19 protein-coding genes are annotated in these 24,026 nt (G+C 67.3%); 11 read left to right on the top strand and 8 right to left on the bottom strand.

Annotated elements, in window-relative coordinates; genetic code table 11:
* Positions 1-2: 2 nt before the first annotated feature.
* The 9 genes from ACQY72_RS06840 (at position 3) to ACQY72_RS06800 (ending at position 9,131) form a co-directional block, all read left to right on the top strand.
* On the top strand, positions 3-611 hold the full coding sequence (locus tag ACQY72_RS06840; protein ID WP_428156492.1) for a biliverdin-producing heme oxygenase: 609 nt from the start codon (positions 3-5) through the stop codon (positions 609-611).
* Positions 608-1,345 carry a TonB family protein gene (locus ACQY72_RS06835; protein WP_428156491.1) on the top strand — a complete coding sequence of 246 codons (738 nt, stop codon included), beginning with the start codon at positions 608-610 and terminating at the stop codon, positions 1,343-1,345. The genes ACQY72_RS06840 and ACQY72_RS06835 overlap by 4 nt, the downstream gene beginning before the upstream one ends.
* An 80-nt stretch (positions 1,346-1,425) precedes the next feature.
* A complete protein-coding gene (locus ACQY72_RS06830; RefSeq protein ID WP_428156490.1) occupies positions 1,426-2,439 on the top strand; it encodes a LacI family DNA-binding transcriptional regulator in 1,014 nt (337 codons plus the stop codon).
* 63 nt (positions 2,440-2,502) lie between these two features.
* On the top strand, positions 2,503-3,645 hold the full coding sequence (locus ACQY72_RS06825) for a fumarylacetoacetate hydrolase family protein (RefSeq protein WP_428156489.1): 1,143 nt from the start codon (positions 2,503-2,505) through the stop codon (positions 3,643-3,645).
* Positions 3,642-4,400 carry an SDR family NAD(P)-dependent oxidoreductase gene (locus ACQY72_RS06820; RefSeq protein ID WP_428156488.1) on the top strand — a complete coding sequence of 253 codons (759 nt, stop codon included), beginning with the start codon at positions 3,642-3,644 and terminating at the stop codon, positions 4,398-4,400. Before ACQY72_RS06825 ends, ACQY72_RS06820 begins: the two co-directional genes overlap by 4 nt.
* Before the next feature lie 52 nt (positions 4,401-4,452).
* Positions 4,453-5,886 carry a sugar porter family MFS transporter gene (locus tag ACQY72_RS06815; RefSeq protein WP_428156487.1) on the top strand — a complete coding sequence of 478 codons (1,434 nt, stop codon included), beginning with the start codon at positions 4,453-4,455 and terminating at the stop codon, positions 5,884-5,886.
* Between the two features lie 81 nt (positions 5,887-5,967).
* Positions 5,968-7,410 carry an aldehyde dehydrogenase family protein gene (locus ACQY72_RS06810; RefSeq protein ID WP_428156486.1) on the top strand — a complete coding sequence of 481 codons (1,443 nt, stop codon included), beginning with the start codon at positions 5,968-5,970 and terminating at the stop codon, positions 7,408-7,410.
* A 3-nt stretch (positions 7,411-7,413) separates the two neighbouring features.
* Positions 7,414-8,268, top strand: coding sequence for an SMP-30/gluconolactonase/LRE family protein (locus ACQY72_RS06805; RefSeq protein ID WP_428156485.1), 855 nt, complete (start codon positions 7,414-7,416; stop codon positions 8,266-8,268).
* Positions 8,265-9,131, top strand: coding sequence for an aldose 1-epimerase (locus ACQY72_RS06800; RefSeq protein ID WP_428156484.1), 867 nt, complete (start codon positions 8,265-8,267; stop codon positions 9,129-9,131). The genes ACQY72_RS06805 and ACQY72_RS06800 overlap by 4 nt, the downstream gene beginning before the upstream one ends.
* Positions 9,132-9,135: 4 nt before the next feature.
* Here ACQY72_RS06800 and pelA read toward each other — a convergent pair whose 3' ends face one another.
* Both pelA and ACQY72_RS06790 read right to left on the bottom strand, forming a co-directional pair.
* Complete coding sequence (pelA, locus tag ACQY72_RS06795; protein WP_428156483.1) at positions 9,136-10,206, bottom strand: pectate lyase; 1,071 nt, start codon at positions 10,204-10,206, stop codon at positions 9,136-9,138.
* Positions 10,207-10,306: 100 nt separating this feature from the next.
* Positions 10,307-13,714 (bottom strand): TonB-dependent receptor, encoded by a 3,408-nt coding sequence (locus ACQY72_RS06790; protein WP_428156482.1) that lies wholly within the window; start codon positions 13,712-13,714, stop codon positions 10,307-10,309.
* Between the two features lie 191 nt (positions 13,715-13,905).
* On the opposite strand from ACQY72_RS06790, the gene ACQY72_RS06785 reads away from it, so the two are divergent.
* Together ACQY72_RS06785 and ACQY72_RS06780 are read left to right on the top strand one after the other, a co-directional pair.
* Positions 13,906-15,150 (top strand): family 43 glycosylhydrolase, encoded by a 1,245-nt coding sequence (locus ACQY72_RS06785; RefSeq protein WP_428156481.1) that lies wholly within the window; start codon positions 13,906-13,908, stop codon positions 15,148-15,150.
* A complete protein-coding gene (locus ACQY72_RS06780; RefSeq protein WP_428156480.1) occupies positions 15,150-16,454 on the top strand; it encodes a pectate lyase family protein in 1,305 nt (434 codons plus the stop codon). The genes ACQY72_RS06785 and ACQY72_RS06780 overlap by 1 nt, the downstream gene beginning before the upstream one ends.
* Here ACQY72_RS06780 and rhaM read toward each other — a convergent pair.
* The 6 genes from rhaM to ACQY72_RS06750 all read right to left on the bottom strand — a co-directional run bounded on the left by rhaM (position 16,451) and on the right by ACQY72_RS06750 (position 23,919).
* Positions 16,451-16,777: an L-rhamnose mutarotase gene (gene rhaM, locus ACQY72_RS06775; protein ID WP_428156479.1), complete on the bottom strand. Its 327-nt coding sequence runs from the start codon at positions 16,775-16,777 to the stop codon at positions 16,451-16,453. The genes ACQY72_RS06780 and rhaM overlap by 4 nt on opposite strands.
* The gene (locus ACQY72_RS06770; RefSeq protein ID WP_428156478.1) at positions 16,774-18,354 is read right to left on the bottom strand and encodes an MFS transporter; all 1,581 of its coding nucleotides are present in this window, start codon (positions 18,352-18,354) and stop codon (positions 16,774-16,776) included. The genes rhaM and ACQY72_RS06770 overlap by 4 nt, the downstream gene beginning before the upstream one ends.
* A gap of 66 nt (positions 18,355-18,420) precedes the next feature.
* The gene (locus ACQY72_RS06765; RefSeq protein WP_428156477.1) at positions 18,421-19,527 is read right to left on the bottom strand and encodes a glycoside hydrolase family 88/105 protein; all 1,107 of its coding nucleotides are present in this window, start codon (positions 19,525-19,527) and stop codon (positions 18,421-18,423) included.
* A 60-nt stretch (positions 19,528-19,587) separates the two neighbouring features.
* A complete protein-coding gene (locus tag ACQY72_RS06760) occupies positions 19,588-21,216 on the bottom strand; it encodes a family 43 glycosylhydrolase (RefSeq protein ID WP_428156476.1) in 1,629 nt (542 codons plus the stop codon).
* Between the two features lie 40 nt (positions 21,217-21,256).
* Positions 21,257-22,339, bottom strand: coding sequence for a glycoside hydrolase family 43 protein (locus ACQY72_RS06755; RefSeq protein WP_428156475.1), 1,083 nt, complete (start codon positions 22,337-22,339; stop codon positions 21,257-21,259).
* On the bottom strand, positions 22,336-23,919 hold the full coding sequence (locus tag ACQY72_RS06750; RefSeq protein WP_428156474.1) for a pectate lyase: 1,584 nt from the start codon (positions 23,917-23,919) through the stop codon (positions 22,336-22,338). Before ACQY72_RS06750 ends, ACQY72_RS06755 begins: the two co-directional genes overlap by 4 nt.
* Positions 23,920-24,026: the final 107 nt, after the last annotated feature.

Genomic DNA, 24,026 nt, shown 5'->3' with positions numbered 1-24,026 from the left:
TCATGACCCAAGTCGAAACAAGCCGCGCCAAGCGACTGAAGGCCGCCAGCCATGGCGTCCACGAAGGGCTGGACAACGCGATCATGGCCGCCAGGCCGTTCAGTAGCCGCGAGGCCTATGCGGAGTTCCTGCGGATCCAGCAGATGTTCCACCGCGACATCGCCGCGCTCTACGACGCGCCGGCACTGGCGGCCCTGTTCCCCGACCTGACCGAACGCCGTCGCTACGAACAGGTGAAGGCCGATCTCGCCGACCTGGGCGCCGCCCCGGCTGCCGAGACCGGCGCACCGCGCTTCGTCGCGGGTCAGGCGCTGGACCTGCCGACGGCCCTGGGCTGGCTCTATGTGGCCGAAGGTTCGAACCTGGGCGCCGCCTTCCTGATCAAGGCCGCGGCGGCCCTGGGTCTGTCGGCCGAGTTCGGCGCCCGTCACCTGTCCGCCTCGCCCGAGGGGCGCGCCAACCACTGGCGCAGCTTCACCGCCGTGCTCGACGCCCCGGACATGACCGATGAAGAAGAGGCCCGCGTCATGGACGGCGCCTCGGCCGCCTTCACCCGCGTGCGCGGCCTGGTGGACGCCGGCTTCCGGCACGGAACCGCCGACGCCGCATGACGGCCGTGCCGCGCGCCACGATCCTGAAAGACGTCGGGGCCATCGCGCCCCGGCGTACAAAGGCGCGTGCGCGTGGCGCTGTCGCCCTGGGCGCCGCCTTGGCGCTTCATGCCGCGCCCCTGCTGCTGCTGATCAATCTCGTCGTGCCGGCGCCCGTTCCGATCGAGGAGCCACCCGCCATCGTCGTGGAACTGGTCCGCAGCAACGCCGCGCCGCCCCGACCGCCTTCCGAACAGATCGACGGTCCCAAACAGGTCCAGGCCGTCGCCAGCCGTCCCATCCCGCGTCCGCCGGTCCAGATGCGGGTCCAGGCCGAGGCGCCCGAGGCCGTGAACATCCCCGTCGCACCGCCGGTCCCGCGCGCGGCCGAACGCCAGACGCCGGCGCCCGCCACCACAGCCCCGGTCTCGCGCCCGGCCCCACCCTCGCCCAGCGCCTCGACCGCGCCTCAGGACTGGAAGACCCGCGTCCTGGCGCATCTGGACAGCAAAAAACGCTATCCGCCCGCCGCCCAGCGTCTGCGCCAGGAGGGGGTGGTCTTGATCCGTTTCACGATGGATCGGTCGGGTCGGGTGCTGACCTCGCGCATCGAACATGGCTCGGGCCGCGCCCTGCTGGACCGCGAGGCCCTGGCCATGCTCCAGCGCGCGCAGCCCCTGCCTGCCCCGCCCGACGAGGTGCCGGGCGCGACGCTGGAGTTGGTCACGCCCGTCGAGTTCTTTCTGGCGCGATGACGCGGTCTGAACGCAAAGCTTCGCGGGGGTAGCCAGCCCAGAGGTGGACGCGCCCGGTCTGGCGTGCTGCTCTCACGCTTGTGACTTTCCAGACGAATCCGCACCGCAACCACACCATGGGCGACATCGCGCGCCTGGCCGGCGTTTCGCCGATGACGGTGTCGCGCGTGGTCAATGGGGATGCGCGGGTGCGCGAGGCGACGCGCGAGAAGGTCCAGGCGATCATTCGCGAAACCGGATACGTGCCCGATCCCGCCGCGCGGATCCTGGCGCGGGCCGGGGGCGGGCGGATCGGCCTGCTCTACGCCAACCCGTCCAGCGCCTATCTGGCCGAACTGTTGTCAGGCGCCCTGGACGGGGCGCGGTCGGTGGGATTGCTGTTGCTCATCGAGCCATCGCGGCCCGGAGCGCCGGACGAGGAGCGCGAGGCGGTTCAGCGGCTGGCGGCCGGCGGGGCGCAGGGGGTGATCGTGCCGCCGCCTCTGGGCGAATCGGCCGCGACCCTGGACGCCATCGCCAGGAGCGGCATGAAGGCCGTGGTCCTGGCCGCGCCCGTGGATCGCGACGGCCTGATCTCTCTGCGGGTGGACGATGAAGGCGCCGCGCATGAGATGACGCGTCATCTGCTGGAGCTGGGCCATCGCCTCATCGGATTCGTCGAAGGCCGTCAGGATCAGAGCGCCAGCGCGGATCGCCGCACGGGCGCCCAGGCCGCCGTCGATGCGGTCGAGGGTGCGGTGCTGCTGGTCGAGGCCGGCGACTTCACCTATCGATCCGGCTTCGAGGCGGGGCGGCGGCTTCTGGCCCGGCCCCAGCGTCCGACCGCCGTCTTCGCCAGCAACGACGACATGGCCGCCGGCGTCCTGGCGGCCGTTCATGCCGCCGGCCTGTCGACGCCGGGCGACATTTCGGTGGCCGGTTTCGACGATACCTATCTGGCCGCCAGCGTCTGGCCGACCCTGACCACGATCCGCCAGCCGGTCGCCGAAATGGCCCGTTCGGCCGCCGTCATCCTGGGGCGGGGCGGGGAGGCGGACGGTCCGGTCCCCCATCAATTCATCGCCCGCGAAAGCACCGCCGCACCGCGCGATTGACATCCGCCTCCCGCTAAAAGATGTTAGCGCTACCACGTCGGAGAACGTGGAGAGGAGACGACTGTGGATCTAGTTTCATGCCTGCCGGCGGACTGGCGCGATGCGCGCCTGCTTGGACGCGTGATGACCCCGGCCGGGCCGTCGCCGGTGCTGGCGCGCGGCGGGCGGCTTTATGATCTTTCCAGCCATGTCGCGACGACAGCCCAGGCGGTCGCGCGGGACGATCTGGATACGGCCGGCGTGGACATGGGGCCGCTGGATGAGGTGACGGTCGCCTCGGCCTGGTCGGCGCAGGGCATGCAGTTGCTGTCGCCGCTGGACCTGCAATGTATCAAGGCCTCGGGCGTCACCTTTGCCGTGTCGGCCCTGGAACGGGTGATCGAGGAGCGCGCACGCGGCGACGCCGACGCGGCCAACGCCGTGCGCCAATCTATCCTCGACCGGATCGGCGGCGACCTGAAGGACCTGCGTCCCGGCTCGGAACAGGCGGAGGCCGTCAAGGCGCAGCTGATCGCCGAGGGCCTGTGGTCCCAGTATCTCGAAGTCGCCATCGGCCCCTACGCCGAGATCTTCACCAAGGCGCCGGTGCTGGCCTCGGTCGGCTGGGGCGCCGAGGTCGGAGTGCGGTCGGACTCGGCCTGGAACAACCCCGAGCCGGAGGTGGTGGTCGTCTGTGACCCCGCCGGTCGCCCGGTCGGCGCCAGCCTGGGCAACGACGTCAACCTGCGCGACATCGAGGGCCGCTCGGCCCTGCTGCTGGGCAAGGCCAAGGACAACAACGCCTCGGCCTCGGTCGGCCCCTTCATCCGCCTGTTCGACGACGGCTTCGGCATGGACGACGTGCGCTCAGCGACCGTTCGATTGGAAGTCGAGGGGACGGACGGCTTCGTCATGACGGGCGAAAGCTCGATGAGCCTGATCAGCCGCGATCCCGAGGAACTGGTGCGCCAGACCTTGAGCGCGCACCAATATCCCGACGGCTTCGCCCTGTATCTCGGCACCATGTTCGCGCCGATCGATGATCGCGATGCGCCGGGCAAGGGCTTCACCCACAAGATCGGCGACCGGGTCCGCGTCTCGTCCGAAAAGCTGGGCGTGCTGGAGAACATCGTCGCCACCTGCGACCAGGCGCCGCCCTGGCAGTTCGGTGTGCTGGCGCTGATACGCAATCTGGCCGGTCGCGGCCTCCTGGGAGCCACCGCATGAGCGGCGCAATCTATCCGTCGCTGAAAGGCCGTCTGGTCGTCGTTACCGGCGGTGGTTCGGGCATCGGCGCGGGCTTCACCGAGGCCTTTGCGCGCCAGGGCGCCCGCGTCGTCTTCTTCGACATCGCCGAGGCGGATTCGAAGGCATTGGAGGCGTCTCTGTCCGAGCTGTCGCCGGCCCCGACCTTCCGCCCCTGCGACCTGACCGATGTCGCCGCCCTGCAAGGGCGTCTGGCCGAGGTCGTCGCCGAGCATGGTCCCATCGACGTCCTGATCAACAACGCCGCCAACGACGATCGCCATACCTTGGCCGAGGTCACGCCCGACTACTGGGATGAGCGGATCAACGTGAACCTGCGCCACCTCTATTTCGCGGCCCAGTCGGTCGCGGCGGGCATGCGTGAGCAGGGACGGGGTGTCATCATCAACCTCGGCTCGATCAGCTGGCACCTCGGCCTGCCCGATCTGTCGCTGTACGAGACCGCAAAGGCGGGCATCGAGGGCATGACGCGGGCCCTGGCGCGCGAACTGGGCGGCGACGGCGTGCGCGTCGTCTGCATCGTGCCCGGCAACGTCCAGACCCCGCGTCAGATGAAATGGTACACGCCCGAGGGCGAGGCCGAGATCGTGGCGGCTCAATGTCTGCCCGGCCGGCTTCAGCCCGACGATGTCGCGGCGCTCGGCCTGTTCCTCGCGTCCGACGACGCGCGTCTGATCACCGGTCACGAGTATTTCGTGGACGCGGGCTGGCGTTAGGGTTTTCTGATTTCACGCCCGCGTCAGACGGGCCTTGGGAGGTTACATCGAGATGGCAGGACCGACGGGGGGCTCAGGCCCCGATATTGCGGGCGACGACCGCGTCAACATGGCCTTTATCGCCCTGATCGTGGCGGTCGCCACCATCGGCGGCTTCATGTTCGGCTATGATTCCGGCGTCATCAACGGCACCCAGGACGGGCTGGAAGCGGCCTTCAACCTGTCGGCGCTGGGCACCGGCTTCAACGTCGGCGCCATCCTGCTGGGCTGCGCAGTCGGCGCCTTCATCGCGGGGCGTCTGGCGGACGCCATCGGCCGTCGCACGGTGATGCAGATCGCCGCCGTCCTGTTCATCATCTCGGCCTTCTGGGCTGGGGCTGCCGATACCTCGGCCCACTTCATCATCGCCCGCTTCATCGGCGGTCTGGGCGTCGGCGCGGCTTCGGTCCTGTCGCCGGCCTATATCTCCGAAGTGACCCCGGCCTCGATCCGCGGCCGACTGTCGTCGGTGCAGCAGATCATGATCATCACCGGCCTGACGGGCGCCTTCGTGGCCAACTATGTGCTGGCGCGCACCGCCGGCGGATCGACCGCCGACTTCTGGCTGGGCTTCCCGGCCTGGCGCTGGATGTTCTGGCTGCAGGTCGTGCCGGCCGCCATCTATCTGCTGGCCCTGCTGATCATCCCGGAAAGCCCGCGCTTCCTGGTCGCCAAGAAGAAGGACGCCCAAGCCGAGGCCGTGCTGTCCAAACTCTTCGGACCCGCCGCCGGCGCACGCAAGGTCAAGGAAATCCGCGCCTCGCTGAGCGCCGATCACAAGCCCAAGTTCACGGACCTGCTCGATCCCGCCACCAAGAAGGTGCGCCCCATCGTCTGGGCCGGTCTGATCCTGGCCGTGTTCCAGCAACTGGTCGGCATCAACATCGTCTTCTACTACGGCGCCGTGCTGTGGCAGTCGGTCGGCTTCTCCGAGAACGACGCGCTGCAGATCAACATCCTGTCCGGCGTCCTGTCGATTGCGGCCTGTCTGGCGGCCATCTCGGTCATCGACAAGATCGGCAGGAAGCCGCTGCTGCTGATCGGTTCGGCGGGCATGTTCGTGACCCTGGGCACGGTCGCCTGGTGCTTCTCGCGCGCCGCCCTGATCGACGGATCGCTGCATCTGGACGACAACACCGGCCTGATCGCCCTGATCGCCGCCAACGCCTATGTCGTCTTCTTCAACTTCAGCTGGGGCCCGGTCATGTGGGTCATGCTGGGCGAGATGTTCCCCAACCAGATGCGGGGTTCGGCCCTGGCCGTCGCCGGCTTCGCCCAGTGGATCGCCAACTTCGCCATCTCGGTCAGCTTTCCGTGGATGGCGGCCACCTTGGGCCTGGTCATCACCTACGGCTTCTATGCGATTAGCGCATTGATATCGTTTTTCCTTGTGCAAGCCTGGGTCAAGGAGACACGTGGGCGCGAACTGGAAGACATGACCGGCTGACCCCGGTCTGACGCCTGAAACTCTCCCCCGAAACGGGCGGCGCTCCCCCGCCGCCCGTCAGCCTTATGAAAAGGACTTCCCATGACCGGCACGCTTGAACTTTCGCACTGGATCGGCGGCGAGAAGGTCGCGGGCGCGTTTGCGGGCGAGAGCCTGAACCCGTCCGACACGCGCGACGTCGTAGCGCGCACGCCCAAGGGCGGGGCCGCCGAGGTGGATCAGGCCGTTCAGGCCGCACGCGCCGCCTTCCCCGGCTGGTCCGACGCCTCGCCGGAAGTGCGCTTCGACGTGCTGGACAAGGCCGGCAGCCTGATCATGGAACGCGCGGCCCAGATCGGCCGTCTGCTGGCCCGTGAAGAAGGCAAGACCCTGCCCGAGGGGATCGGCGAGACCATGCGCGCCGCCCGCATCCTGAAGTATTTCGCCGGCGAGGCGTTGCGCGTCCACGGCCAGAACCTGGCCTCGACCCGTCCGGGCGTCGAGATACAGACCTATCGCCAAGCGGTCGGAGTCTTCGGCCTGATCACGCCGTGGAACTTCCCCATCGCCATCCCGGCCTGGAAGATCGCGCCGGCCATCGCCTTCGGCAACACCGTCGTCATCAAGCCCGCCGGCCCGACCCCGGCCACGGCCGAGGCCCTGATCGCGGTCCTGCATGAGGCCGGCCTGCCCAAGGGCGTGGTCAATATGGTCATCGGCGACGGCGACGTCGGCCGCGCCATCGTGGCCCACCCCGGCATCGACGGCATCAGCTTCACCGGCTCGCAAGCCGTGGGCGCGGGCGTCGCCGAGGGCGCGGTCAAGCGCCAGGCGCGGGTCCAGCTGGAGATGGGCGGCAAGAACCCGCTGATCGTGCTGGACGACGCCGACCTGGACCGGGCGGTCGCCATCGCCCTGGACGGCAGCTTCTTCGCCACCGGCCAGCGCTGCACCGCCTCCAGCCGTCTGATCGTTCAGGACGGCATCCACGACCGCTTCGTCGCCGCCCTGGCCGAAAAGGTCGCCGCCCTGCGCGTCGGCGATGCGCTGGACCCCAACACCCAGATGGGCCCGGCGGTCACCGAGGCCCAACGCGAGACCTCGTACAAATACATCGACATCGCCCGCGAGGCCGGCGGCCGTATCGTCACGGGCGGCGAGCGCCTGACCTTCGACGCGCCCGGCTGGTACGTCCAGCCGACCCTGATCGCCGACACCGCGGCCGACGCCCGCATCAACAATGAAGAGGTCTTCGGCCCCGTCGCCTCGACCATCCGCGTCGCCAGCTACGAAGAAGCGCTCGCCGTCGCCAATGGCGTCGAGTTCGGCCTGTCGGCGGGCATCGTCACCCAGTCGCTGAAACACGCGCGCGACTTCCAGAAGAACGCCCGCGCCGGTATGACCATGGTCAATCTGGCCACCGCCGGGGTCGACTATCACGTGCCGTTCGGCGGATCGAAGAAGTCCTCCTACGGCGCACGTGAACAGGGCTTCGCCGCCGTGGAATTCTATACCCAGATCAAGACCAGCTATTCGGCGGGATAAGCGATGAGCGAGCCGGAACTGGTCTGGGACATCCAGGCGGAGCTGGGCGAAGGCCCCGTGTGGGATGCGGCGCGCGGCGCGGTGTGGTTCGTCGATATCAAGGGTCGAAAGCTGCATCGCTACACCCCCGCGACCGGCGAAAAACGGTCGTGGGACACCCCCGATCAGACCGGCTTTGCTCTGCCCGCCGAGGACGGTTCGCTGATCTGCGGCGTGCGGGGCGGGCTGTATCGCTTCGATCCTGACCAGGGCGACTTTTCGCGCTTTCAGCCAGTCGAGGAAGACCGGCCGCAGAACCGGCTGAACGACGGCTTCGTGGCGCCTGACGGCTCGCTGTGGTTCGGTTCGATGGACGACAGCGAGGAAGTCGAGACCGGCGCCCTGTATCGCTGGTTCCGGGGCGAGCTGACGCGGCACGATGACGGCTATGGCGTCACCAACGGCCCCTGCCTCAGCCCCGACGGCCGCACCCTGTATCACCACGACACGCTGAAGAAGACCGTCCTGGCCTTCGACCACGCGGACGGCGCGATCTCCAACCGGCGCGTCTTCGCGGTGACCGAGGACGGCTATGCCGACGGTCCCAGCATGGATGCGGCGGGCGTGCTTCACGTCGGCCTGTTCAACGGCTGGGGCGTGGCGCGTTTCGCGCCCGACGGGACGCCGCTGGGCAAGATCGACATGCCGGTCCAGACGGTGACCAAGGCCGCCTTTGGCGGCCCGGATCTGCGCGACCTCTATATGACCACGGCCTGGCTGGGGAACGCCGACAAGCGGGCGGACCAGCCGACCTTGGGCGGCCTCTATCGCACCCGTGTCGAGACGCCGGGTCTGCCCCAGAACCGGATACGCCTGTGATCGCGCTGGCGGCCGGCGACTGGCGCACGACCCTGGCGCCGGAACTGGGCGGTTCGGTGCTCAGCCTGGATTGGCAGGGTCAGCCGGTGTTTCGTCCCACGCCGGACAGCGCCACCGACATTCTGGAGACCGCCTGTTTCCCGCTGGTCCCCTACGCGAACCGCATCGCCGATGGACGCTTCGCCTTCGAGGGGCGTTCGGTCCAGTTGCCGACGCTGGAACGGTTCGCCCCCCACGCCTTGCACGGCGACGGCTGGCTTCTGCCCTGGACCGTCGAGAGCGAGACGGCGAACCGGATCAAGATGAGCCTGGATTGGCCCGGCGACGAAGCCGGTTGGCCCTGGCCGTGGCGTGCGCATCAGCTCATCGAACTGACGGACCAAGGCTTGACGATCACTCTGTCCATGGCCAATGCCGGCGAGGCGGTCATGCCCGCCGGCCTGGGCCTGCATCCCTATTTCCACCGATACAGCGACAGCCGACTAACCCTGGTCGCCGACAGAGTCTGGATCACCGACGCGCGCGAGATTCCCGAACGGCTGACGCCGGTCGCCGAGATCGCGGACTGGTCGAACGGTCTGGCTCTGGCCGACGCCCCCTTCGTCGATCACGCCTATGCCGGCCGGTCCGGCCAGGCGGTGCTGGAGGGCGGCGGTCGCCGGGTGACGCTGAGCGCCGACGCGCCCGCCCGCTGGACCCAGGTCTATGCGCCGGTGGGCGCCGACTTCTTCTGCGTCGAGCCGGTCACACACCGCCCGGACGCTCACAATGCGCCGCAGGGCGAGGACCACGGCCTGATCCGCCTGGCGCCGGGCGAGACCCGATCGCTCGCCATGACGATCGGCGCCGCGACGGCTCTCTGATCGCTCAGCCTGCCGCGATTGACCGTTTCCAGGCCGGATAATCCTTGTCGATCAGCGTCTCGGCCCATACCCCGACGTAGCGATAGCCGTTGCGACGCTCGTACTCGATCTGCATCAGGTCGTGGCGGATGACAGAATCGCGGCCGATGTAGATGGGCTGGCCGCTCTCCAGATCGTAGAAGCGCGCCCAGAGGCGGGCGCCGGACTTGGGCGCCAGCACGCGGTCGCGGCGACCTTGTGCGTCTGTGACGAAGACCTCGGTCGTGTCGTGAAGGGCGGCGGCTTCCAGCCAGGCGACGGCGCCGTCCACGGCGGCGACGACCTGCGGGCTCGGATCGGGCAGGCTCATCAGGAAACGGACGATGCCGACGCTTTCCTGACCAGACAGTGACGCCGGCTCGAACCGACGCGCCGGGGCCGGGGCCAGGGTCTGTGCATCGTGCTGGGCGCACCAGCCGGTCAGGACGCCGTTCTTGCGGACCTGGGTGCGCAGGAGGGTGTCCACGCCGCGCGCGACGGCCTGACGCGCGCGCTCGCGTCGAGCGTCATCAACGAAGCCATAGGGCGCGGTCCCGTCGCCTACGTCGCGCAACAGCTCCAGCACATGGACCATGGCGTCGTCGTTGAAGGTGATCTGGTCGTGATAGCCGCCGCGCAGCGGGAAAAACTGCGGCCAGCCGCCATTCGGCTGCTGGGCCGCGAGCAGATAGTCCAGGCCCCGGTCGAAGGCGGCGCGACTATTCGTGTCGCCCGCCGCGATCGTCCTGGCCAGGAAGGCCAGCGGCAGGGTCGTGCCGCCGTTGTCGATCGTATTGGCCAGGCCCGGATCGGCGTCGGCGCGCGGCGCAGCGAACAGGTCGGTGTTCTTGGGCCAGCCGCCCTCGGACGACTGGTGCAGGATGACCGTCGCGGCCAGACGCCACGCCTCATCGGTGGCGTACCAGTCGGCGGGGCGACGCACGACGGCTGAGTTCCAGGCGACGGCGGCGGCGTCCTGAGGGGCCGCCCAGCTCGGGCCGGCGCCCAACGCCGTCGTGGAAAGGGCGAGGCCCAGGATCAGAGCGACCTTTTTCATCGAGAGCCTTTCCCGTTCGGGCAAAAAAGAAGGGGCGCCGATGTTTCGCGGCGCCCCGAGGGACAGCATCCTGGGAGAGATTAGCTGTCGAACGTCAGGGTCAGAACACGAAGCGCGCGCCGACGAAGTATTGACGGCCGGTCGAGCCATAGCTGGCGACGACAGGGTCGGCTTGATACGCCCAACGCTCGTCCGCCTGATCCGTCAGGTTCAGGGCCTCCAGCGTCAGGGTGACATTGTCCGTCAGCTTGTAGGTGGCGGATGCGTCCACGTTCAGCGTCTCGGACGACCCCAGGAAGTCGTTGATCAGCGGCGAGTCGCAGGCGCCGGGATCGCAACCGCCCGAGGCCAGCGGATAGGTGGTCTGATATTCGGCGCGATAGGCGGTGGAGACGCGGGCGCTCCACTTGGGCGCTTCATAGAAGATGGTGGCGTTGAAGGCCTCGGGCGAGGCGCCCAGGAAGGGCGCAGTGCCGGTCAGGTTGCGCGCCGGGTCCAGGATGTATTCCAGCTCGGAATCGATCTTGGTGTAGTTCGCCTGGACGCCGAAGTTCTTGAGGAAGCCCGGCAGGAAGGTGAAGTTCTGCTGATAGGCGATCTCGAAGCCCGACAGGGTGCCGCCCGGCGCATCGTTGAACTGACGCACCTGGAAAGGCGAGTCCGCGTCGATATAGGCGCGGCGGCTGTCGGAGGCGACGTCGGTCAGACCGTCGAAGGCCAGACGCAGATTGGCGACCTGATCGGCGTTGAAGATTTCGCTGAGCTTGCCCTCGCGCAGGACGATCTGCGGGAAGCTTTCGATCTCCTTGTGGAAGACGGCGACCGACAGGATGGCGTCGCGGGCGAAATACCACTCGACATTGAAGTCAAGGTTGGTGGCGCGGAACGGCTTCAGCTTGGTGTTGCCCAGGGTGATCCGGGCGTTGGAGCCGTCGAAGGCTGCGGCCGCGCCCTGATCGCCGACCGGCACGGCGAAGTCCGTTACGCCGGGCTGCAGCGCCGTCATCTGCGGACGCGCCATGACCTTGGCGGCGGCGAAGCGCAGCATCAGCTTGTCGTTCAACTCCCAGACCAGGTTTATCGACGGCAGGGTGTCGTTGTACTCGTTCTCGTTCTGGACCGGACGGCCGCTGGGCGAACGACCGCGAGAATCGACCTTGGTCTCGGCGCGACGCAGGCCCGCGTTGCCGCGCAGTTCGCCGATGAACAGCGGCACGCGGAAGTCGGCCTGGGCGTAGTAGGACAGGCTGTCCTCATCGACCCAGAAGGTGTTGGTGCCGCCGTTGCGCAGGTCCGACAGACGCCAGTCGCCGAAGGCGTTGATGCAGTCGCAGTCGAAGCCGAAGCGTTGCTTGAAGGCGTCCAGATTGGGCGTGAAGAAGCTGGTCGGCGTGCCTTCCGGCACATTCAGACCCTCGCCCCAGCTGGTCAGCTGGCCCATTTCGGCGACGGTGGTCGCCTGGACCAGGCCGGAACGCACGCCTTCCAGCAGGCTGGGGTTCATCGTATCGCCGATCAGGCGTTCGAAGCGGGTGTAATAGAAGTCGAACTTGCGCTTGCTGATGCCGAAGCTGAAGCTCAGGTCGTCGCTGGCGTCCCATTCGAAATCGATCTTGGCGGTCTGGTAGCCGTTCTCGGTGACGGTGCGGAAGTGACGCAGCGCCGAATAGCCCTTCACGACATCCCAGCTGTTGGGGTTGGCCACGTCGAAGCCGAAGTTCATGATCGGCATGTCGCCGCCCTGACGATCGTCGAAGACGAAATAGTCGTTTCCGGCGACTCCCTGGCCCGAGTCCAGGCGGATGAAGTCGGCCAGCAGGCCCTGGTTCGTATTCGAAGACTTGGAGTCCCCGACCAGCACCGACATGCGGAAGGTGTCGCTGAAGTCGTGTTCGATGTTGATCGAGTTCTGACGGAACTCGGTCGTATAGCCGCCCTGGTCGACGCCCGAACGCATGTCGACATTGCCCAGCACCAGATAGTTGGCGTTGGTGCCCGTCTCGCTGAGACCGGCGTCGATCAGACGAACCGACGGACGGCCGATGAAGGCCCCGCGCCGCGCCAGGAACTGCGGGTGGGCGATGTAACCGACCGATCCCGGCTGGTTGTAGTAGTCGTAGACCTCAAGATTATTGGGGTTGAAGCTGCCCGTGCCGGCGGCGAGGTTCTGGTTCGTCGCGCCCGGCGCCGTGCCGAAGATCGGCGTGCCGCCGTACATCGACTGGCCGCAGTCGATGGCGTCGCGGAAGTCGGTCGCGGCCTGGGTGGCGCAGTTGGCGTAGGTGGCCCGGCGGTTGGCGTAGGAGTTGTTGGTCGCGTTGGCCGTCGTCGCGGTCTGATAGCTGAAGGCCGTTCCCGTGCGGTTGCCGTTGGTGTTGTTGCGGTTCAGGCCGACCGGACCAATCTGGTAGTTCGTCGAGACCTGGTCCTGCTTGGAATACAGGTTGTCGAAGTTGACGATGGTGCGGTCGGTCGGACGCCATTGTCCCGACAGGGTCACGCCGAGACGTTCCTGCTCGACCTCGCGGTGGTTCAGCGACGCCAGCGACGGAATATGCACCAGCGACCCGCGGTTCGACGCGCCGTTCAGCAGGGCGTAGGCGGCGGGGTTCGACCCGATCAGCAGATTGCGGGCTTCGGGATTGGTGACGCGCGGAAGGGCGGTGGCGGGGTTGGTGCCGATCGGCAGGGCGAAGCCCTGTGGATCCGTGGTCGCGCCCGATCCGGCGTTGTTGAATGTCGCGCCGCGATACAGATATTCGTTCGAACCGATGCCGCGCGAATAGCTGTCGATGTTCTGCTTGCGCTCGTTGTAGGCGACCGAGCCCATCAGGCCGAACTCGCCGATCTTGCTGGTCCAGCGGTCCGACGCCAGCAGGGCGACGCGGGGATTGTGAGTGCCGCCGTTCTCGTAATAGGCGTCCTGAAGGGTCAGGGCGATGCGGCTTTCGCTGAAGTCGAACGGACGACCCGAGATCAGATCCACGGTCGCGCCCAGCGAGCCTTCGTCTGTTTTGGCGTCGGCGGATTTCTGCACCTTCAGCGAGTTGAACAGCTCGGAGGCGAAGGTGTTGAACTGGAAGCCCCGGTCGCGACGCAGGGCGCCGTCGGCGTTGTTCGCGCCCGAGGTGGACAGGGTCTCCAGGCCGTTCAGACGAACGCGGGTGAAGTCGCCGCCCAGGCCGCGCACCGAGATGGAGTTGCCCTCGCCGTTTTCACGGTCGATCGAGACGCCGGGGATCCGCTGCAGGGATTCCGCCAGGTTGGCGTCCGGGAAGTCGGCGATGTCTTCGGCGTTGATGACGTCGACGATGGTGTTCGACCGGCGTTTTTCGCTCAGCGCGCTGGCGAGAGAGGCACGGATGCCGGTGACGACGATCTCGCCGACCTCGGTGGCTTCCGGGTCGGCCTCCTGCGCCTGGACGGGGGCGGCGAACAGCATGGCTCCCATCAAAAGGGCGGCCGGCGACGCAGCCGCGCGCAAATATCCCGTGTGTTGGTTCCGCATTGTTCCCTCCGTTGCAGTCGCGCTCCTGGCCTCTTGGCGGGCTGGATGCCGACTTTCCCTAATCCCGGTGCGCCGGGTCACAATCAAAAAGTAGTATGATACGATTTGGACATCAAGCAGAAATGTCACCGGTGTCATGACGCGCGCAGACGCAGCTTGCAACCTAAAATAACGACGTTTGGAGGAACGCGATGATCTTGGGCAGACGAGGGTTTCTGGCTGGTGCGGCCGGGATAGCGAGCATCGGCGCGGCGCGCCCCGCCTGGGCCGATCAACCGCTGGACGATTCAGGGCGATTGATCCCGACGCCCGAGCGCAATCCCTATCCCTATTCCGGCGTCAGCGGACCGGGCCTGCCGGTGCAGCCGGAGGACGCGCGAGGCGGCTGGATGTCGGGCCTGCCGGGCGTGCGCTACAGCGGCCGACGACCGATGCCCTATCCGGTCCTGCCCTGGGGCGAGGCGGCGACGGGGGCCGCCGTGGACAAGGGACTGCTGCCGCCGATCCATCCGTTGATCCAGGTGCAACTTCGCGACACCCAGATCTGTATCGGCGGCGACGGGGCCTATTACATGACTGGCTCGACCGGCGGAAACATCTGGGCCTTCAACGACGGGGTCGAGTTGTGGCGCTCCGAGAACCTGACCGACTGGACCTATCTGGGCCTGGTCTGGAGCCTGGATCGCGAGGGCGGCTGGGCCAGGTCTTGGCGGTCGCGGCGCGGCGTGCCTTTCCGCGCGATCTGGGCGCCGGAAATCCATTATGTGGCCGGAAACTACTTCATCTGCTTCAGCGTCAGCCGCGCGGGGCTGGGCGTCTTGCGCAGCACCAGCGGCCGGCCGGAGGGACCGTATGAATACGCCTTCTCGCCCGACGCCCACCTGCGTCGCGGCATCGACGCCACCCTGTTCCAGGACGACGACGGCGCCGTCTATCTGACCTATGGCTCGGGCGACGAGATGGTGCGGCTGAAGGACGACCTGTCCGGCTATGCAGGCGAGTGGCGCAAGACCGAATTCGTCGAGACCGAGTGCCTGGTCGCGCGCGACCGCGACCGCTGCCTGCGCGGCGAGAACATCCTGGGCTATGAAGGCGCGACCCTCTTCAAGAAGGACGGCCTCTATTATCTGGGGGCGGTCGGGAATGTGGAGGGGCGGTATTCCTTCGTCTTCGCCGTGTCGGAAAACATCCACGGCCCCTATCGGATGCGGCACGAGGCGGCCCCCTGCGCGGGCGGCGGCAATGTCTTCAAGGACAAGGAGGGGAAGTTGTGGTCCACCTTCTTCGGCAATGACGAACAGAGCCACTTCCGCGAAAAGCCCGGCCTGATCCGGGTCGAGTTCGACGACGCCGGGCGGATCGTCACCGCCAAGGACCAGCCCTTCGCCCGCCCTCTGCCGCCCCTGCCGACGCCCCAGCCGGAGATGATGTCGTGATGAATCGCCGAACCCTGCTGCTGACCGGCGCCGCCTTGGTCGCCCTGCCGACGTCCAGTCTCGCGAGGGACGGACAGCGGGCCTTTCCGGGCGCCATGGGATGGGCCGCATCGACGCCGGGCGGGCGTGGCGGTCGGATCGTGCGGGTCACGACCCTGGCCGGCGACGGGTCGGGATCCCTGCGCGCGGCCCTGGAGGCCGAGGGGCCGCGCATCGTCGTGTTCGAGGTCGGCGGCGTCATCGATCTGAACGGCCACGACATCCGGGTGCAGACCCCTTTCCTGACGATCGCCGGTCAGACGGCGCCCGAGCCGGGGATCACCCTGATCCGGGGCGGGATCGGCATCCGCACCCATGACGTGATCGTGCGCCATATCCGCGTGCGCCCCGGCGCGAACGGCGCATCCCCCCGCAGCGGGTGGGAGGTGGACGGCCTGACCACCTCGGGCGGCTGGAACGTGATCGTGGACCAGTGCTCGTTTTCGTGGGCCACGGACGAGAACCTGTCGGCCTCGGGGCCGCGCTTCGACGGTGGAGATCGCGCCGAACAGTGGCGTCGGAACACGTCGCGCCGCATCACCTTCAGCCGCAACATCGTCGCCGAAGGCCTGTCCCATTCCAGCCACGCCAAGGGCGAGCATTCCAAGGGCACGCTGATCCACGACAATGCGACGGAGGTGCTGATCGTCGGCAATCTGTATGCCCACGACTACGAGCGGAACCAGCTGTTCAAGGGCGGCGCCCATGCGGTGACGGCCAACAACCTGATCTACGACCCCGGCAATCGCTGCATGCACTATGCGCTGAACGCCTCGGAATGGGTCGGCCATCCGTGGGAGGTGGGACAGTTGTCGATTGTCGGAAACGTGACGCGCGGCGGCCCTTCGACCCGCGCCGACCTGCCGTTCCTGATCGTGGAGGGGCAGGGCGATCTGGACCTCTACGCCATCGACAATCCCGCCCGTTACGCCGACGGCCGGCCGATGCAGGAGATCGGGATCATCTCTGACCGCGACCCGAAGATCACCCGGCTGGAACGGTCGCCGCATTGGCCCGTCGGCTTCCACGCCCGACCGTCGGGCGAGGTCGAGGCCTGGGTCTTCGCCGAGGCCGGGGCGCGGCCCTGGGCGCGCGACGCCATCGACCGTCGCATCCTGCAGCAGGTCCGCGACGGAACCGGCCGGATCATCGACGACGAAAAGGCGGTCGGCGGCTATCCGATCCTGACGCCGACACAACGGGCTTTCGTCGAGGCTGACTGGGACCTGGCGACAATGACGCGGCGGGACGGCAGGCCGAGCTAAGCCAAGGTGAACATGGGCTGGAGATCGACCTGGACCGGCGACTGGTCCGGGTTGGTTTTCATGATGTCGCCCATCATCGCCCACCAGCGCTGCATGATCTCGGTGTCTGGCAGGGTGTCCAGCCCATGGTCGCGACGCCGCGTCATGACCGCGAACAGGGCCAGGCTCTCGGGGTCCAGGAAGATGCGGTAGTCCAGCACCCCGCGCGTCTTCAACTCGTTCGCCAGTTCAGGCCAGATGGCGTCGTGGCGGCGGCGGTATTCGTCGGCCTGATCAGGATTCAGCCGCATCCGAAAGGCCACGGTTTCGATGGCGTCGCTCATGGCTGTTTCCGTTCGGCGGTCAGTCGGTTTCGGCCCCATAGCCGGTCATAGGGCCAGCCGGTCAGGTCCTGCACCACGGCGCCGGCTTCGGGACTGGCGGGGGTGGTTTCGCCGGCGCGCAGCCGCTCGATCTCGGTCATCAGCACCGCGTGATTCGGCCCGTTCAGGCGGAACCGCCACGAGGCGATCAGTCCGATCAGCATCACCAGGATCGGCCCTGCGACCACGACGCCGACGATCACGTTCACGGTCCCCTGGCTCTGGACCGGCGCATCGGCGACATAGCCGCCCGCGCCGATGATCCAGCCCGTGGCGATGATGGCCAGCGACTGGGCCACCTTGCGCACCAGGGTCATGACCCCGGCGAAGACGCCTTCGCGCCTCTGTCCCGTCACCGCCTCGTCCACGTCGGGCAGGTAGTTGTAGACCGACCAGGGCACGAAGTTCAGCGTGCCGCGCCCCAGCCCCGCCAGCACGATAGGGACCAGCAGCCACAGCGCCGTGGCGGGACTGAACAGCGCCGATCCTGGGTTCAACACGGCGAACAGGTCGCGCCCCGCCAGCTCGGGCCGGATCAGATAAAGGGCCAAAAACAGCAACAGCGCCGCGCCGAAGAAGCCGATGGCGACCCGGTAAGCTACGGCCGGGCCGATACGGATGACCAACTGGATGGCGATCATCACCGAGACCAGCTGGGCCACATACATCACGGTCATCATCTGCGAGATCATGACGGTCGCCCCCATCATCACCGTGGCGACGAAAATGGGGAAGGCGGTGTTGAACACGTCCTGCGAGATATAGCCGCCCAGATAGATCGACAGATGCTGGCGAAACGCGCGGATCCGCAGGGTCGAGAACAGGTCGCGGAACATCCGGACCGGCAGCAGCAGGGCGGCGCGCGCATCGAACGGCGGGGCGACGATGGCCTTCTCCTCGCCGGTATAGGGCCGTTCCCAGCTGAAACAGACGACCAGGATCACCACCAGGCTGAACAACAGGCCGAAGACGACGCCCATGATCAGGAAGGTCTGGGCCGAATCCCGCCCGCCGAACGCATCGATGATCAGGATCGGCAGATAGGAGGCCAGTATGGCCGAGGCCTGGCCCGTCAGGATGCGCGCGCCCGCGAACCGCGCCTTTTCTCGATAATCCCTGGTCATCTCGGCGGCCAGGGTTTCCCAGGGGATCAGGAACATCGTGTAGAGCAGCTCGAACACGATGAAGACGGCGAGGTAGTAGAAGAAGGTCTGGCCCGTCACGAAGATCAGGGCGAAACAGGGCAGCAGGGGAATGACGATCAGCAGGAAGATCTTGCGTCGTCCGATGCGCCGCCCGATCCAGGTGTTGCGCAGATTGTCCGAGACATAGCCGATCAGCGGACAGGTTATCGCCTCCAGCAGGCGCGGCAGGCCCAGGATCAGCCCCGCCTCCACCGGCGTCAGGTCGCAGAAGGTGGTGAAGAAGTAGAATAGCCAGCCGGTGACGACGGCCTGTGCGCCGGCCCCCAGCATGTCGCCCGAGCCCCAGCCCCAATAGTTCCACCAGCGCGGCGTGCGCGCCTGCGATCGCACCATCGATTTTCCACCCGCGCCTGTTCTTGATCGGCGGATCGAGGCGGCGCCGGCCTCGCCCGCCTGAGATCAGATGAAGCCGCGTCGGAACTCCGCCAGCGCCAGGATGGCCAGCGACTGGCCATAGGGCATGGAGGTCAGCGGAATGTCGCGATAGCCCTGCAGGTCGTCGAAGACCGGGGTGCCGAACGACACCTGCTGCAGTTCGCCGTCGTCGGAGATATTGGCCAGCACCCCCTGGATCGCCTTCAGCGCCATCGGCGCATGTTCGGCGCCGATATAGCGTTTGCGCACCGCCTTCAGGACGCCATAGGCGAAGCCGGCGGTCGCCGACGCCTCCAGATAGCTGGTCCGATCCGGGATCAGGGTGCGCCACAAGCCGCTGTCGTCCTGATGCGCCGCCAGCGCCTTCACCTGGGCCTCAAGCGTCTCGATCAGGAAGCGACGCAGGTTGTCCTCGGGCGGCAGGTCCAGCAGTTCGATGAACTCGGGGATGGCGATGGTGACCCAGCAGTTCCCGCGCGCCCACAGGGCGTCGGCGAAGTTGTGCCGGCCCAGGAAGGTCCAGCCATGGAACCACAGGCCGGTCTTGCGGTCGAACAGGTATTTGATGTGGACCAGGAACTGCTTCTTGGCCTCCTCGATGTAGTGCGGCCGGCCCAGCACCAGGCCGATCTTGGCCAGGGGCAGGACGCTCATCATCAGGGTGTCGTCCCACAGTTCCTGCGGGTTCTCGTCGTTGAAGACGATGTGCTGGAACCCGTCCTCCTCAGTGCGGGGCAGACCGTCCATCAGCCATTCGGCCCAGGCGTCCAGATAGGGCAGATAGGTCTGGTCGCCGGTCTGTTCGTACAGATGCGCCAGGGTCAGGAAGGGCGAGACGGTGTTGATGTTCTTGGTCGGCGTCCCGGCCGCGAACCGGTCTCGGAACCAGTCCAGCATGATGTCCAGCACCGCCTGGTCGCCGGTCTGCTGATACAGGCCATACAGCCCGTACAGGCCGATGCCGTGGGTCCATTCCCAGTCGTTCCAGCCCTTGGTGTCGATCACCCGACCGTCGTCGAGCCTCAGCAGGAACTCGCCGCTCTCGTCCGTGATGTTCACCAGATTGTCGATCAGGCGACGCAGGGTGTCGTCGATCTGGGCGCGCGTCAGGCCGTGCAGGGTGTTGGGCATTGTAAACTCGGGAAACAGGGCAAGGGGGCCGGGGCATCGGAATGCGCCCGGCGTCTTTGATCAGAGGGACTTGAACTTGAAGTTCTTGAACCGGACCTCGCCTTCGCCAGCGGCGTAGATGCCGGGGCGCAGCATCATGAAGCCGCCCCGGACGTTCTGGTTATAGCCCGAGACCTCCATGCCCCGGTCGAAACGGTTCCAGGTCACGCCGTCGCCCGATGTGTCGAAATAGACGTTCTGGTAGGCGTTGGTCAGGCGGATGAACATGCGCCGCCCGTGCGGATTGGCCGGCCGTCCCCGCTCGATCCCGTACTGGTGGGTGACGTAGCGGGTCGCGTCGAAACCGAGGCCGGCATACAGGGCGCGGTCGTAGAACAGGATCAGGCCCGCCACCGCGCCGGGATCGATCTCGACCTCGCATTCGATCTGATAGGCCTGCTCGCCCTGGACGAAGGTCAGGGGCGAGCAATCGACCGGCGCCTTGCCCTTGGCGCGCATGTGCAGGACGCCGTTCTCGCGACGCAGGCGATCCTTCTCGTTGGGTTGCGGATCGTAGAAGCTCCACTGGATGCCGAACTTGTCGGTCGAGAAGTCGTCCGACAGGGCCATGCCGTGCGGCACGGCGTCGCCGCCCTGGGGCTTGGCGATAGGCTGGGACAGGTCGCCGCCCTTGGCGCGGAACCAGCCGTCGTCGGTCCATTCGATCGGGTCCAGCAGGGTCTGGCGGCCCAGGCTCCAATAGGCGTTTTCATAGCCGTGATAGACCATCCACCAGTCGCCGTCGGTCGGTCCCTCGACCAGGGTGGCATGGCCGCGCGACCACCATTTCTCGGCGCCCGAGGCGGTGCGGACGATGGGGTTGTGCGGGCAGTCTTCCCACGGCCCATTGATCGACTTGGACCGCGCGGCGATGACCATGTGACCGGTCGGCGGACCAGCCGTGCCGCCGATGGCGGTGATCATGTAGAAATAGTCGCCGTGCTTCAGCAGCTTGGGCCCTTCCTGGGCGAAGCCTTCGACGATCCAGTCGTCGGGATAGCGCCAGGCCTTGTAGACGCCTTCCTCCAGCGGGCCGTCGGTGGCCAGGCCGTCGTCGGTCAGCTTCACCCGGTCGCCGCCGTTCAGGAACAGATAGCGTTTGCCGTCCTCGCCGACGATATGGCCGGGGTCGATGTTGGCCGGGATTTTCAGGTCGATGGGCTCGCTCCACGGCCCTTCGATCTTGTCCGCCCAGATGACGTAGTTGGAGCGGTATTCCGGGAAGCGGGCGGGGATGTAGCAGTAGAACTTGCCCTCGTGCTTGATCAATTCGGGCGCCCAGACCGAGCCGATATTGGTGGTCAGGGCCGCGATCACCGGCTGCCAGTTCACCAGGTCGCGCGAGTGCCAGATGTGGATGCCCGGCACCGACTCGAACGACGAGAAGGTCATATAGTAGTCGTCGCCGTCCTTCAGGATCGACGGATCGGGATGGTCGCCCGACATGATCGGGTTGAGGAAGGTCCCGTTCCCCAGATCGGCCATCCGCTGGCCCTCGATGCCGCGACGCCATTTCATGCTGGCCCATTCGCGACCCAGGGGCGCGGCCTCTTCGTTGGTCTGGGCGAAGGCGGCGCGCACCGGCAGGGCGGCGGCGGCGACGCCTCCCAGCAGGCCGGTCAGGGCGGCGCGGCGGTCGATGAATCTCATGGCGTTTCCTTTGTCGTTCTGTGTTCGAGCGCGGGCCGGATCAGGGCTCGCGAATGAAGGGGTCCAGCGTGCGGATCGTACCGTCCGCCTCGTGCGTCAGATCCAGCACCTTGGCGCTGCGCAGGTTGTCGCGGTTCGACAGCTGGGTGTCGTGGAAGAACAGCCGCCAGCGGCCGTCCACCTCGACGATGGAATGATGGGTGGTCCAGCCCTGGACCGGCGACAGGATCGTGCCGCGATAGGTGAAGGGGCCATAGGGCGTGGTCGCCGTGCCATAGGCCAGCAGGTGCGTGTCACCGGTCGACCAGCTGAGGTAATAGAGGCCGTCGTGCTTGTGCATCCAGGCCGCCTCGAAGAAGCGGCGGTCCAGGTCGCCGCCCAGCAGGGGCTTGCCGTCCGCATCCACGATCACCGCGTCGCGCACCGGCTCGGCCAGGCTCAGCCTGTCGTCGCTCAGCCGGGCGACCTTGGGCGTCAGGGCCGGCTGGTCCGGGCGGCCCAGGTCGGTGTCGCCGCCGGCGGGGTCATAGGTTCCCGTGGCCCAGCGTTGCAGCTGTCCCCCGTGAATGCCGCCGAAGAACAGATAGGCCGCGCCGTCGTCGTCGACGAAGACGCTGGGGTCGATGCTGAAGGCGCCGGGGATCGGTTGTGGTTGAGGACGGAACGGTCCCTCGGGCCGGTCGCCGACCGCCACGCCGATGCGGAACACGCCCTCGCGGTCCTTGGCCGGGAAGTAGAGGTAATAACGGCCGTCCTTCTCCGCCGCGTCGGGCGCCCAGAGCTGGCGGTCGGCCCACGGCACGTCCTCCAGGGTGAAGGCGACCGGGTGCTGCGTCACCGGCCCGCCGATCCGGTCCATCGACAGGACGACATAGTCCCGCATCGCATAGCCCTTGCCCGGCTGATCGTCGGCGGGCGGCGCGTCGATGTCGTGCGAGCCATAGACATAGACCCGGTCGTCGAACACGTGGGCCGACGGGTCGGCGAAGAAGATCTCGGTGGTCAGGGGCTGGGCGCGATAGGCCAGGCCCTCGGGCGACCGTTCGGGAACCGTCTGCCGGGCCTGGGCGGACGTGCCGACGATCAGGGCCAGGGCGGCCGCGCCGAGAAGACGTTCGATCATGTCGTAGGCCTCGCCATGGCGGCGATCAGCCGGCTCATGGCGTTGATATAGGTTCCGGTCGATATGCCCATCGGCCCGCTGGCCTCGGTGAAGGGCGAGGTGTCCCAGTCGTCGCCGACCTGGCCGCGATCGACGAAGCCGGGCGGCGGTTGGGCGGGGCCGGGGCCGCGATAGGGATGGCTGGTGGTCTTCAGCTCGACGGGCCAATAGTCCTCGGCGTTCAGGCTGGAGACCAGCATCGCGACCGAGGCCGGTCCGGCGGCGTTCAGGTCCGAACCCGCCTGCGGCCGTGTGATGACATAGTCGGGCATCAGAGACGGACCGCGTCCCAGCAACGGCGAATTCTGCGTCGCTTGCTCAGGCGACAGGGCCGCGACCTGGGCTGTGCGACGGCGCAGGGCGGCCACGTCGATCTGTTTCTCACCCCGCGCGCCGGTCATGTCGAAGTCGGCGTAATAGTCGCCGTTCTGGGCGTTGGAGCCGCGCCGATGCACGGCGATGAACCGGTTGGTCCCCGGCTCGACATAGCGGAAGAAGTTGCGGCCCTCGTGGTGCGCCTCGACCGGCGCCTCTATCCGCTCCAGCCAGTCCAGCGCCTGCGGCAGGCGAGCCAGGAAGCTGCGGTCGCCGGTCAGGCGATAGAAATCCAGCATCTTGTCGATGGCCGCGGCGGTTGTGTGCGGCGAGACGGCGGCGGGTTCGTAGGTCCGACCCCAGGCGGGCTTGAAGTCGGGGGTGTATTGCAGCGCCCAGCCCGGCGTCGGGTCCGGTTGTTGCAGGTCGCGATAGCAGGCCATGGCGCGCTGGATCGGTTCGCGCACCCGCTCGTCCTTCAGCTGCTGCAGGACCAGCAGCAGGAAGTCGATGTTCTCATCGGCCACCTCGTCGTTCAGGGTGATCAGGCCGGTGTAGTCGGGCTTGCCGTGGTTCTCGAACGCGCCCGCGCGGGGCCAACGCTGGGGCCATCCGCCCGACGGCAACTGGCTGTTCAGGATGAAGTCGACGGCCTTGTCCACGGCGGGCCGGAACCGCGACTCGCCCTTGGCCAGATGCAGCCGCAGCAGGAAGCGGGCGCACTCGACCGTGGCGTGGTCGTCGAAGGTGGCGTTGCCGTAGTAGTGCTGAAACTCCTCCAGCCGCCAGCCATTGGCGCCGATCGTCTCGTACCAGCTCCGGATCGAATCCTCGCCCGCCGTGTCGATGACGTAGTTCCAGCCGCCGGCCGGATGCTGGCCCTGGATCAGTGCGTCCGCCGCCTGGGTCGCCGCTGTGTAATAGAGGTCGTCGCCGGTCGCTCGCCAGGCGTCCAGGAAGATCTGGCCCATCTCCGGCGTGCCCGGCGCCTGGGTCCAGACCATGGTCGGATAGGCCTCCATCTCGCCCCAGCGGCGCGACAGGTCGGGCAGGTAGGACCAGACGTAGCCGCCGTTCACCGCCACCTTCTCCGTCATGAAGCGGGTGGCGCGGGCCATGGTCGCCAGCATTTGGGCGCGCGTCGGCTCGGCTGCGCGCCAGCCGGCCAGAGGCACGGCCAGGGCGGCGCTCGCCGCGGTCGCCAGACAGGTGCGTCGGCTCAGCATCGAAGACCCCTTCGTTTCCTGGATGTCCGACGCTCTGACGGCGACTTGCGGAATGACACCGCTGGACATGTCTGGAAATATAATAATACTTTTCGGCAAATGGCTAG

The organism is Brevundimonas sp., assembly GCF_965279155.1.
GTDB lineage: Bacteria > Pseudomonadota > Alphaproteobacteria > Caulobacterales > Caulobacteraceae > Brevundimonas.
Note: the sequence above shows the minus strand (reverse complement) of the source record. Positions and strands in the feature narration are given on the sequence as shown.